General features: G+C 69.8%; 13 protein-coding genes. 2 read left to right on the top strand and 11 right to left on the bottom strand.

Going from position 1 to position 12218, the window contains the following annotated elements; all coding sequences use genetic code 11:
* Positions 1-4: 4 nt before the first annotated feature.
* The 10 genes from RU09_RS17330 to RU09_RS17375 form a co-directional block, all read right to left on the bottom strand.
* Entirely contained in the window at positions 5-829 is an 825-nt protein-coding gene (locus RU09_RS17330; protein ID WP_042542205.1) for a hypothetical protein, read from the bottom strand.
* Between the two features lie 283 nt (positions 830-1112).
* Positions 1113-2582 (bottom strand): NAD(P)/FAD-dependent oxidoreductase, encoded by a 1470-nt coding sequence (locus RU09_RS17335; RefSeq protein ID WP_042542206.1) that lies wholly within the window; start codon positions 2580-2582, stop codon positions 1113-1115.
* 39 nt (positions 2583-2621) lie between these two features.
* Positions 2622-3899 (bottom strand): S8 family serine peptidase, encoded by a 1278-nt coding sequence (locus RU09_RS17340; RefSeq protein WP_052493021.1) that lies wholly within the window; start codon positions 3897-3899, stop codon positions 2622-2624.
* Between the two features lie 11 nt (positions 3900-3910).
* Positions 3911-4453 carry a DUF501 domain-containing protein gene (locus tag RU09_RS17345; protein WP_042542067.1) on the bottom strand — a complete coding sequence of 181 codons (543 nt, stop codon included), beginning with the start codon at positions 4451-4453 and terminating at the stop codon, positions 3911-3913.
* A gap of 69 nt (positions 4454-4522) precedes the next feature.
* A complete protein-coding gene (locus tag RU09_RS17350) occupies positions 4523-5083 on the bottom strand; it encodes an FtsB family cell division protein (protein ID WP_231567662.1) in 561 nt (186 codons plus the stop codon).
* Between the two features lie 53 nt (positions 5084-5136).
* Positions 5137-6417 carry a phosphopyruvate hydratase gene (gene eno / locus RU09_RS17355; RefSeq protein WP_042542068.1) on the bottom strand — a complete coding sequence of 427 codons (1281 nt, stop codon included), beginning with the start codon at positions 6415-6417 and terminating at the stop codon, positions 5137-5139.
* Between the two features lie 100 nt (positions 6418-6517).
* Positions 6518-7177, bottom strand: a complete 660-nt coding sequence (locus RU09_RS17360; RefSeq protein ID WP_042542069.1) for an O-methyltransferase — start codon at positions 7175-7177, stop codon at positions 6518-6520.
* Positions 7178-7226: 49 nt separating this feature from the next.
* The gene (locus RU09_RS17365) at positions 7227-8159 is read right to left on the bottom strand and encodes a CPBP family intramembrane glutamic endopeptidase (protein ID WP_042542070.1); all 933 of its coding nucleotides are present in this window, start codon (positions 8157-8159) and stop codon (positions 7227-7229) included.
* 37 nt (positions 8160-8196) lie between these two features.
* Positions 8197-9216, bottom strand: a complete 1020-nt coding sequence (locus RU09_RS17370; RefSeq protein WP_042542071.1) for a DUF1648 domain-containing protein — start codon at positions 9214-9216, stop codon at positions 8197-8199.
* Entirely contained in the window at positions 9213-9563 is a 351-nt protein-coding gene (locus RU09_RS17375) for a GntR family transcriptional regulator (protein ID WP_042542072.1), read from the bottom strand. Before RU09_RS17375 ends, RU09_RS17370 begins: the two co-directional genes overlap by 4 nt.
* Before the next feature lie 99 nt (positions 9564-9662).
* Between RU09_RS17375 and RU09_RS17380 the strand changes: the two genes are divergently transcribed.
* A complete protein-coding gene (locus RU09_RS17380) occupies positions 9663-10133 on the top strand; it encodes a PaaI family thioesterase (RefSeq protein ID WP_042542073.1) in 471 nt (156 codons plus the stop codon).
* A 49-nt stretch (positions 10134-10182) separates the two neighbouring features.
* On the top strand, positions 10183-11409 hold the full coding sequence (locus tag RU09_RS17385; RefSeq protein WP_042542074.1) for an APC family permease: 1227 nt from the start codon (positions 10183-10185) through the stop codon (positions 11407-11409).
* Here RU09_RS17385 and RU09_RS17390 read toward each other — a convergent pair whose 3' ends face one another.
* A complete protein-coding gene (locus RU09_RS17390) occupies positions 11410-12213 on the bottom strand; it encodes an AraC family transcriptional regulator (protein ID WP_042542075.1) in 804 nt (267 codons plus the stop codon).
* Positions 12214-12218: the final 5 nt, after the last annotated feature.

Genomic DNA, 12218 nt, shown 5'->3' on the forward strand with positions numbered 1-12218 from the left:
GTGCTCATCGACCGAACAGATCGCCGATGCCCGGAATGCCGAGATCACCGAGCCGCTGTCCCCATTCGCTCGCCGTGTCGCCGAGGCCCGAGACGGTCTCGCCCGCCGACCCGAGAACGCCTTCCGCCGCTCCCGCAAGCTCCTCGCCGCCGAGGCCGCTCGCGATCGCCTCGACGTCGACGCCCTGGGCGAGGGCGTCGAAGTCGACTCCGAGACCGGCAGCCTGCTCGAGGAGAGGAGCGGCGACGGCACTGCCGACCGCGCCCACCGCGACGACCCCCAGCGCGCCCACCGCGGCTCCGCCGACCGCACCGGCAGCACCGAACCCGCGCACGCGCGAGAGGATGCCGCGCATGCGCCCCGGACGGGCAGCCTCGGACCGACCGGCGGCGCGGGCGAGATCATCGGCCGATGCCGATGCCGGGCGCTCGCCCGGAGCGAGTTCTGCGTTCATGCGCTCCTGCACCTGCGCACGCTGCGCGGGAGTCAGGCGCGCGAAGGCCTCGCGATGGATCTGCTCCACGCGGTGCGGATCGGCAGTCTCGAGCAGGTAGTCGTACCGCGCGATGGCTGCCCGGTCGGCATCCGACACCGCACCGGCCGCACCGCGCGCACCGGCTGCACCGCGCGCGCCGGCCGCAGGCGGCGAGTAGGGATCCCGGCCCGACGGACGCGCGGGCGGGGGCGAGTAGCGATCGGGTCCGGCCTGACGCCCGACCGGTGAAGACGGCGTCGCTGCCTGCGAACCGGTGCGATCCGTGCGGGATCCGTTCTCGTCGAGATCGAGGGCGCGAGCGGCCATCCCGAGCAGTCGGTTGAGTTTTCCCATGGTGACGGTTCCTTCGTGGGTGTGGACGACCACGGAACTCGACAGCGGGGCAGTGAGGGTCCATGGTCGTCCGCGGATACGGACGCCAGGTCTCCTCCACCCTCACGGGCCGGTGGGCCGGAACACGACTTCGTGTCCGTAATGACGACGCCACCGCAGACGGGAGTACTCCCCTTGCGCTGCCGAGGCTAGCAAGCGCGCCTATGAGGCCGGTGCAAGACACGCCCTCGCCGGAGACGAGGAACGCCCCGACTCCGAAGAGTCGGGGCGTTCGAGGGGATGACTACTTGGCGGCAGCCGTCGCAGCGGTCTTCTTCGCAGCCGGCTTCGTGGCGGCGGTCTTCTGACCTGCCGGCTTCTCGTCGGCGGCCTTGTCGGAGGCGGTCGCCTGAGCGGCCGGAGCCGTTACGGCGGGAGCCGGAGCGTCAGCGGCCGGACGCGGGCGTGCAGCGAACTCCTCGAAGACGTAGCGCGGGTTCTGCACCGTCTCGAGGTTCACCAGGTCGCGGCCGAGCCACAGGTTGTTCCACCAGCCCCAGACCACGCGGAACTTGCGCTCCCACGTCGGCATAGCGAGACCGTGGTAGCCACGGTGCGCGACCCAGGCGACGAAGCCCTTGAGCGCGATCTTGCCGGACTGGAAGACACCGTTGTAGAGCCCGAGGCCGGCGACGGCACCGAGGTTCTTGTGGAAGTACTCCTTCGGGTCCTCACCACGCAGCACGGCGACGAGGTTCTTCGCGAGGAGCTTCGCCTGACGCACGGCGTGCTGCGCGTTCGGCACGCAGAAGCCGCCGACGCCACCACCCGAGAGGTCGGGAACGGCCGAGACGTCACCGGCGGCCCAGGCGCCCTCGACGAAGGCCTCGGGCGTGCCGACACGGAGGTCTGCGCGGGTCTGGATGCGGCCGCGCTCTTCGATCGGCAGATCGCCGCCGCGCACGACAGTCGGGTTCGCCATGACACCGGCGGTCCAGACGATCAGGTCGGTGGGGATGACCTCGCCGGTCGACAGCTCGACGTTGCCGTCGACGGCGCTGGTGAGCTGCGTGTCGAGGTGCACGTTGGCGCCTCGCTTCGCCAGGTCCTTGAGGACCCACTCGCTCGTCGGCAGCGACACCTCGGGCATGATGCGGCCCATCGCCTCGATGAGGTGGAAGTGCGTGTCTTCGAAGCTGATCTGCGGGTACTTGCCCACGAGCGACGACGCGAGCGAACGGAGCTCTGCGAAGACCTCGATGCCGGCGAAGCCACCACCGACGACGACGACCGAGAGCAGACGATCGCGCGCGGGTCCGGCGGGCAGCGAGGCCGCCTTGTCGAAGTTCGACATCAGGCGATCGCGGATCGCGACCGCCTCTTCGATGGTTTTCAGACCGATCGCGTTGTCGGCGATGCCGGGGATCGGGAAGGTGCGGGAGACCGCGCCAGCGGTCACCACGATCTGGTCGTACGAGAACTCGTACGGCTCTCCCACCGGAGGGGTGATCGTCGCGACCTTCTCAGCGTGGTTGATGCCCGTCACCTTGGCGGTGAGCACGTTCGTTCGCTTGAGGTGACGACGGTGCGCGACCACCGAGTGGCGGGCTTCGATCGAGCCGGCGGCGACCTCGGGAAGGAACGGCTGGTACGTCATGTACGGCAGCGGGTCGACCATGGTGACGTCTGCTTCACCCTTGCGAAGGTGCTTCTCCAGCTTCCACGCCGTGTAGAAGCCTGCATAGCCTCCACCGACGATCAGAATCTTGGGCACAGTGCTGTTCTGAGGCACAGGGGGACAACTCCTCGGGAGTCAGGGATGTGGCGTGCGAGCGCGCGCCGATCGGATGCGCCGGGCAGCTGCGGTGACGCCAAGCGCTATCAGGATACCAGGGACTGTGAGCGCGATGAGCGGCAGGGTACCGTAGCGCAGCGAATCAGCGCTGGGAAGCAGCGGTGAACCGGGCTCGGTCGGCGCGTCGGCATCCGGCAGGGGCGGCACCTCGACCGGCGCGGCGGTGGGTTCGGGCTGCGGAACGCTCTCTGCGCGTCGGAACAGGCGGACCCACTCGGCGAGGTCGCCCATCGGATTCTCGGAGACCTTCGGCACGTCCGCGGTGATCGCCGCGTCGGCATCCACCAGCCCGTAGCCGTAGAGAGGATCGGGGAGGTCGGCCATGCCCGGCACCTTGATCGCGGTCTTGATGATGCGATTGATGACGTTGGCGGCATCGAGCTCGGGGTGCGCAGACCGGACGAGCGCCGCGATGCCCGCGACGATGGGCGCCGCACCGCTGGTGCCGCTCCAGGGCACGACGGTGCCGTCCGCCGAGACGCCCCGCAGCCCCTCACTGGGCGCGGCGATCCCGATGGTGATCCCCTGGGTCGACGCCTCGATGCTCGCTGTCCCCGTCTGGTCGACTCCGCCGACCGTCAGCACGCCGGGGATCGTCGCGGGAGCGCCGATGATGTTGGTGCCGCTCCCCCGGTTTCCCGCGGCGACGACCACCACCACGTCATGCTCGAATGCGTAGAGGAACGCGTCGTCCCAGCTCCTGTCCCAGTCCAGCGTGTTCGTGGTGAACGAGAGGTTGATGATGTCGGCCCCATGGTCGACCGCCCACCGCATGGCCTTCGCGACCTGCTCGGTGAACGGCACTGCGGCGGCGGCGCCGAAGCCCACGGAGATCGAAAGCAGATCGGCCTCGGGGGCGACTCCGATCATGCCCTTGCCGTCGGCGGAGCCGCGTCCGGCGGCGAGCGAGGCCACCCACGAGCCGTGATTGCCGTCGATGGCACCCACCGGGGTGCGGCCGTCGGGGGTTCCGGTGCCGGACACGTCGGTGCCACCCACGACGGCGTCATCGAACACGCCAGGGACCTTGCCGATCCCGGTGTCGATGACGGCGATCGTGACCCCGTCGCCGCGAGTGGTCTGCCAGGCGTCGCGGATGCCGGCTCCGTCGAGCCAGTACTGAGCGGCGCGATCCGGATCTGCGGGGTCGTCCGGCACCGGCGGCGGGGTCGCTGCCGCGCCGAGGAGCAGGACGGATGCCACGATCGTCGCCATCGCGACGCCGTTGCGCAGCATCCGCGGCCGCCTCATGCGGTCGATGCCTCGACGTCACGCAGGGCCGCACCGGGGTCGTCGCACCGGCACTTCTCCGGCGACCACGTCGAGCGCTCGAGCGCCGCGTCGCCGATCGGGTTCACGCCGGGACCTGCCGCGAGAGCGTGACCGGCCAGAGCATGCAGGCACTTGACGCGCGACGGCATGCCGCCGGCGGAGATCCCATCGATCTCGCCGACCTCGCCGAACTGCGCCCGGTCGGCGAGGTACGCCTCATGCGCGGCGAGGTACGCCGCGGCGACGCCCTCGTCCTCGGCGAGCAGCGCGGAGAGCTCGGGCATGACCTGCGTGGCCTCGAGGGTCGACATCGCGGCCGTCGCGGCCGGATGCGTCAGGTAGTAGAACGTGGGGAACGGTGTTCCGTCCGGGAGCCTGGGTGTCGTGGCGACGACCGTGGGGTTGCCGCACTCGCAGCGGGCTGCGATTCCCACGACGCCACGGGCGGTCCTGCCCAACTGGGCCGACACCACGGCGAGCTCGGCGGTCGTGGGGGCGGGGAATGGCGGCGTGGTCACCTATCCAGCGTACGGGAGCCGACCGGGAGGATGCTCTGAGCGCGCTCCCCGCTCGGCGACGCCCGACGGTCAGCGGCTGACGGCGGCCGTGTCGCTCAGCCCCGCGGACGTCAGCGTGCGCAGCAGCTGCGGCATCCAGTCGGAGGGCGTCTCTTCGAGGGTGTCGCTGACCGGCCCCTGCTGCTGCGGGAGCGCTGCGGGGTCGAGATCGTTGTCGATCAGATACACGACCTCGCCGGGCTTGACATAGTACAGGCGCTCGCGCGCCTGGGTGGTGATGTAGGCCGGGTCGCTCCAGCGCTCACGCTCTTTCTCGAGCGCCGCGATCTGGTCTTCGGAGACCTGGATCGACTGCTCCAGAGCCGAGATCTTCTGCCGCTGGTCGATGAAGGTGCCCAGCGTCGGCACCAGCACCCATGCCCCGAGCACGACGAGCGACAGCATGATGACCGAGAACGCCGAGAGGCGGATGCCGGAGGCCCACTCACGCACGTCGACCCGACGCTCCTGGGAGCCTCGATTCGCGGCTCCCCTGGGCCGACGGGCGGACGGACGCGGGGTCGACTTCGCCGCCGGCATGGTGCGGGATGCGCCCGAAGACGCCGAAGGAGGAGCCGGTCGTCGTGCCACGGCTCCTCCTCCGTACGTGCCGCTCAGGCGGCGTGTGTCTGTCTCTGCTGTGTTCAGCCCTGGTAGCGCGGGAACGCGGAACGGCCGGCGAAGACAGCCGCGTCGCCCAGCTCCTCCTCGATGCGCAGAAGCTGATTGTACTTCGCGACGCGCTCGCTGCGAGCAGGCGCACCAGCCTTGATCTGACCCGCGTTCGTCGCGACCACGAGGTCGGCGATCGTGGTGTCCTCGGTCTCACCCGAACGGTGCGACAGCATGGCGGTGTAGCCCGAGCGCTGCGCGAGGCTGACCGCGTCGAACGTCTCGGTGAGCGTTCCGATCTGGTTGACCTTGACGAGCAGCGAGTTGGCGACGCCGCGCTTGATGCCGTCGGCGAGACGGGTCGGGTTCGTGACGAACAGGTCGTCGCCGACGAGCTGGACCTTCGAGCCGAGAGCGTCGGTGAGGAGCTTCCAGTTGTCCCAGTCATCCTCAGCCAGCGCGTCCTCGATCGTGACGATCGGGAAGTCGTTGACCAGGCCCTCGTAGTACTCGATCAGCTCGGGGCCGCTCCAGTCCTTGTTGTCGAGGCGGTAGACGCCGTCCTTGAAGAACTCGGTGGCTGCGACGTCGAGGCCCAGCGCGATGTCGGTGCCCGGCGTGAAGCCGGCCTTCTCGATCGCCTTGACGAGGAAGTCGAGACCCTCGCGGTTGCTGGGCAGATCGGGGGCGAAGCCGCCCTCGTCGCCGAGACCCGTCGCGTAGCCTGCGGCCTTCAGCTCGCCGCGCAGCACGTGGTAGGTCTCGACGCCCCAGCGGAGTGCCTCGGAGTAGGTCTCGGCGCCGATCGGGGCGAGGAAGAACTCCTGCATGTCGATGCCGTTGTCGGCGTGCTCGCCGCCGTTGATGACGTTGAAGAGCGGAACGGGCAGCAGGTGCGCGTTCGGGCCGCCCAGGTAGCGGAACAGCGGCAGGTCTGCGGAGTCGGCCGCGGCCTTGGCGACCGCGAGGCTGACGCCGAGGATCGCGTTGGCGCCGGTGCGCTGCTTGTTGTCGGTGCCGTCGGTCTCGATCAGGATCGCGTCGACGATGCGCTGCTCGCTCGCCTCGACACCCTCGAGCGCCGGGCCGAGCTCGTCGATGATGGCGTCGACCGCCTTGAGGACGCCCTTTCCGCCATAGCGGCTCTTGTCGCCGTCGCGGAGCTCGTACGCCTCGAATGCGCCGGTGGATGCACCGGACGGGACGGCCGCCCGCTGGACCACACCGTCGTCGAGGAGCACCTCCACCTCAACGGTCGGGTTACCGCGCGAGTCGAGAATCTCGCGTGCGCCTACAGCCTCGATCAGTGCCACTGATGTGCTCCTTGCTCAGAGAAAAGGTTGTGTGGAGCGTCGTCGATCCGCGCCCAGTCTAGCCCGCCCGCGCTCGACCTCCCGGGTCCGTCTCGGCGGCTCACACCACGACGGCGAGGGCGAAGCCGTCCCAGCCCTTGGCGCCGACCGTCTGCAGGGCGGTCGCGTCGAAGCGGGGATCCTCCCCCAGCATCCGCAGCGCGTCTCTGGTGCCGACGACCTTGGAGTCGGTCGAGTCCGCACGGACGATCTCGCCCTCCCGTCCGATGTTGTCGAGCACGATGACGGTTCCGGGATGCCCCAGCTTCGCCGCCCAGTCGAGGTAGACGGTGTTCGACTCCTTGTCGGCATCGATGAAGACCAGGTCGAAGCCGCCGACCAGCGTCGGGAGCACGTCGGCACCCCGGCCGATCCGGATGTCGACACGCTCTCCGACCCCGGCGGCATCGATGCTCGCCCGCGCGACGGCGGCGTTGTCGGCTTCGGCCTCGACCGTGACGACGCGGCCTTCCGGCCCCACGGCCCGAGCGAGCCAGATCGTCGAATAGCCCCCGAGCGTGCCGATCTCGAGCACGCGGCGAGCGCCGCTGATGCGCGCGACGAGGTTGAGCATCTTGCCGCCGACGGGCGCGACCTCGATCTCGGGAAGACCGGCGTCGCGCTGGGCCGACAGCGCCGACTCGAGGTGCGGATCGTGACCCACGAGCAGCTCGGCGAGATAGGCATCGGCGTTCGACCAGGCTGCGGGAGTGGAATCCATGCCCTCAGCAAACCGTGACGCCTCGGGAGCGTCAAGAGGGTTGCGGAGGCTAATCCGCGCGCGGAGCGGACAGCAGTCGGCCGGGCCCGTCGGCGAGCTCGGGCTGTTCACGGAACTGCCCGGTGACGACGAGGACGGCGATGACCGCTGCCGCGACGATCCACCCCGCGAGGCCGAGCGGTCCGGCGAGCGCGAGATCGGGCTGCGATGCGGCGAAGATGACGATCAGCCCGGCGGCGGCGTTGAGGGAGCCATGGGCGAGCACAGCCGGCCAGACCGAGGCGGAGCGCAGGCGCAGCCAGCCCAGGAGAACACCCCAGGCCATGCAGCCACCGATCATGAAGAGCACACCGGTGATGTCTGTGCGTCCGAAGTTGTAGCCCAGCAGGATCAGCGGGCTGTGCCAGACGCCCCAGATCGCTCCGCTGAGGAGCAGCGTGGGCCAGGTGCCGAGCGGACGCAGCGCGGGCACCAGCCATCCGCGCCATCCGAGCTCTTCGCCGAACGCCAGCACGCTGTTGAGGAGTGCGCCGAAGGGGATCATCACGATCTGCGAGATCACGACGACCTCGATCGGCGGCATCGGCGCACCGGCGGGGAGCGCCTTCGCGACCTCTGCGGAGAACGCGGCGAAGGTCAGGTCGAGCTGCACGAACCCGAGCGCTGCCGCGAGCACGATGCCGAGGGCGACGAGAAGGGGCGGTACGAGCCAGCCGGCCACCATCAGCCAGACGACCCGCTTCGCCGGACGCAGCGGCCACAGCCCGAGGAATCGCGCCCGCTCGCCCCTCGACGGGATTCGCATCGTGAAGGTGACCACCAGTGCGGCGATCGCGGGGGTCAGCATCATCACCGGCAGGAGGAACCAGGTGCTCGGCTCGGCGAGTCCGTCGCCCAGCCAGAGAGGGAGGGCGACCACCCACGCGAGTCCGCACGCGAGTGCGACGAAGACGATGATGGCTGCGGCTCGGATGCGAGTCATGGGTTCTCTCCCTGTTCGGGTTCGCCGAGGGGCGTGGTCATCGGGATGCGGCCGAGGCCAGGACGGATGCCGCAGTGGCCGCGTCGTCGACGGTGACGACGAAGACGCGGCCGTCGGTGCGAGTGACTTCGAGGGCCTCTCCGGTGCGCAGGACGAATCCTCGCCGCCCGTCCGTGCCGAAGCGGTAGCCCCAGCCTCCGAACTCTGCGAAGGGGTTGACCTGAACCGCCCGGGTGCTCGCGATCTCCGTGGCGGGGATCTCGAGTCGTGGCCAACCCGCTGCCGAGCGCACCCGGAGACCCGCGGCGCTGGCGCGGACCCGGAACGAGAGACCGCTCGCCACGAGGATCACGAGGATCAGCGCGATGACCGCGACGATCCATCCGGCAGCCACGCCCCGTGCAAGGAGCAGCACGCTCATCGCGATCGTGAGGAAGACGCCGATCCCCAGGACCACCTGACCGCTCCGGGCGATGCCGACGGTCTTCATCCATACGGCGCGTTCATGATCGGCGAGCGGCAGGGGTTCAGCCGGTGGCTCGGATGCTGCGGACGCGAACTGCACCTTCGGCTGCAGGAACCACCCGGCGGCGGCCAGCCCGGCTGAGACCACGAAGAAGACCGGGACCCACGGCGCGATGTCGGCGGCCTCGGCCGCATCCGAAAGGCCGCGCTGAGCGGCGGTCGAGACGACGGCGAGCATCGACATCATGCCCGCGATGCCGAGGCTTGCGGCTCCGAGCAGACGGGCGGTCGTCGACCACTGCGGTGGTGCACTCGACGTCGATGCACCGTGCGCGGGCAGTCTGTGCGAGAACAGGGCGATGATCGCGAACAGCACGATCGTCCCGCCGCCCAGACCGATGAGCAACGCCAACGGCGTCCACCGCGGCCCGAAGCCGTCGACCCCGTCGAGGCCCCAGTGGACCGCCGCCGGATCGGGGATCTCGGGCAGCCAGGCGACGACGACGACTGCGGCGAGCGCGATCAGGGCCGCGGGGACGATCACCCCCACCCACCAGAACGCGGTGCGGGCTCGGCGGATCTCGGCGGTCATGCTTCGGTCTCCTTGATGAGGGCGGCCAGGGTGGGGGGCGAGAGGCCGAGCGACGCCGCACGGGCCACGAGGGCGGCGATGTCGTGGGAGAGCTCGGCGAGTGGGGCGGCGGTCGGGGACACGACGGCTCCCCTGCCCCGTCGCAGATCGATCAGCCCTTCGTCTCGCAGCTGCTGGTAGGCGCGGAGCACCGTATGCAGGTTGATCTCGAGCGCATCCGCGAGCTCGCGGGCGGAGGGGAGTCGGTCGCCCGGCGTGAGCCGGCCGGCGAGGACGTCGGCGCGGACGGACGCCGCCACCTGATCGAAGAGCGGCCGAGCGCTGTCGGGGTCTATGCGGATCAGCATCCCGCCTCCTCTCTTCTACTAGTTCTACACAAACTATAACAACTGTTCGATCCCTCCAGTGATCTTTGTGGCGATCCCGGCATCATCCACACTGACTTCATGCGCATCACTCCCCGACGCCTCGCCATCGGCATGAGCCTGTGGATCCCCAATCTCTTCAGCGGCATCCGCATCCGCCGATTCAGCGAGGACTGGACCCACGCGACAGTCGAGCTGCATGTGAACGTCTTCACACGCAACTACGTCAAGACGGCGTTCGGCGGCTCGATGTCTGCGATGACCGACCCGTACTTCTTCATGCTCGTGATGCACCAGCTCGGACGCGACTACGTGGTGTGGGACACCCGCGGCGAGATCGAGTTCCTCAAGCCCGGCCGCGGGATCCTCACAGCCGAGTTCGAGGTCAGCAGGGAGCGGGTCGAGGAGATCCGCGAGCGCGCGCACGGCGGCACGAAGGTGCTCGAGTGGTTCGAGACCGTGATCACCGACCGCGACGGCGATGTCGTCGCGAAAGTGCGACGCGAGGTCTACATCCGCGAGAAGAAGCGCGTGACCGCGGCTCGCGGCTGAGCAGCGAGGAAGTCACCGCGAATTCACCCTCGCATGACACGATGACGGGATGCCCCTCGCACGCCGCCTGAGACTCGGCGACGCCGTCGCCATCGGACTCGGCTCGATGATCGGTGCGGGCGTGTTCTCGGTGTGGGCGCCCGCGATGGGCGTCGCCGGCAGCGGCATCCTGATCGCCCTGGGGATCGCCGCGATCGTCGCCTACTGCAACGCCACCGCGTCGGCGCAGCTCGCCGCAGCGCACCCCGTTGCCGGCGGCACCTATGCGTACGCCAGAGCAGAGATCGGTCCGTGGTGGGGTTTCGTGGCCGGCTGGAGCTTCGTGATCGGCAAGATCGCGAGCTGCGCCGCGATGGCCATGACCTTCGCCGCCTACGCGGCGCCCGAGGGCTGGCAGGTGCCGGTGGCCGTGGCAGCAGTCGTCGCGCTCGCAGCCGTCAACTGCTTCGGCGTCACGCGAACCGCGCTCGTCACCCGGGTGCTCGTCGCGTGCTCCCTGCTGGGGCTCGCGCTCGTCGTCGCGACCGGACTCGGCGGATCGTCTACGGCGACCCCCGCCCCTCTTCCCGATGCCAGCGCGTACGGCGTGCTGCAGGGCGCAGGACTGCTCTTCTTCGCGTTCGCAGGGTACGCGCGCATCGCGACCATGGGCGAGGAGGTCGTCGACCCTGCCCGGACGATCCCGCGCGCCATCGCCCTCGCGCTGGGCGGTGCGGTCGTCGTCTACACGCTCGTCGCGATCACGGTCGTCCTCGTCCTCGGTGGCGACGCGGCGACGAGCACGACGCCTCTGTCCGACGTCGCAGCGGCCACCGGGTGGCAGGCTCTCACCCCGGTCATCCGCATCGCGGCGGCGGCGGCCTCGCTCGGCGCTCTGCTCGCGCTGCTCACCGGCATCGGGCGGACGACCCTGGCCATGGCCCGCGAGCAGGACCTGCCGCGGTTCCTCGCGAAGGTCGACGAGCGCTGGCAGGTGCCGCGTCGTGCCGAGATCACGATCGCGCTGATCATCGTCGGGATCGTGGTCATCGCCGACCTTCGCGACGCGATCGGGTTCTCCTCGTTCGGGGTGCTGCTGTACTACCTCATCGCGAATGCCGCGGCGTTCCGACAGCAGGCGGCTGCTCGCCGCTATCCCCGCGCGTTGCAGGTCATCGGAGCTCTGGGCTGCCTGCTGCTCGTGAACACGCTGCCCGTCGTGGCCTCGGCGATCGGAACCGCGGTCGTGCTCGTCGGAGTGCTCTATCGGATGACTCGCCTCAGACTGTCGCGGTGATCACATGCGCGCATTCTCGTCCGGGGACTGCTCGGACGATCCTGCGCGATACGTGCGAGGGGCCATGCCGAGGATGCTGCGGAAGTCACGTGTGAGGTGCGCGTGATCGGCGTATCCGAGGTCTGCCGCAAGGCCCGACAGCTCGATCCCCGGATCGAGGCGCAGCCGCTCGGCGGCCTCCTGAAGGCGACGCCGGCGGATCATCGCCGCCGGTGAGACGCCCACGTGTCGGTGGGCCATCCGCTGCAGTGTGCGCACCGAGACGGCCAGACGCATCGCCGCCTCTTCGACGCTGCCGGCGGCATCATCACCCATGAGCACGTCGACGAGCGCGTTCGCGTGCCGTGCGGATTCGTCGACAGCCCCGACCCGGCGCACGAGCCAGTCGGAGAAGACCGCGACGGCGCGTTCGCGGCGCCCCTCCCCTGTGCTCATGGCGGCACCGATCGCATCCGCCAGGTCAGGCGCGTCGATGATCGTCTCGGTGTCGACGAGCGCAGCCGGGTCGTCGACGAGCGCTGCCACAGCCGCTGGCCGCAACAGCGCGCCGACCGCCCAGCTGGTTCCGCGCAGGTCGCGATGCGACGCCCGCGTCGTCGCGCCCGACAGAGTGACCGCGCCCTGCTCGACCACGAGATTGAGCGCCGGGTAGCCGACGATCTCCTGCCGCGATGACCGGCCGGGCTCTATCGACCACTCCGGGATCCAGAACCACACGGCGAGATCCCGCGCGCCCGCCGCGGGCGGCAGCCGATGGAACTCGGGCAGCCGGGCCGGGTAGAGCACTCCACGCGTCGGACGCATCTCTA

It is taken from the genome of Microbacterium sp. MEJ108Y (assembly GCF_000834175.1).
GTDB classification, from domain to species: domain Bacteria; phylum Actinomycetota; class Actinomycetes; order Actinomycetales; family Microbacteriaceae; genus Microbacterium; species Microbacterium forte.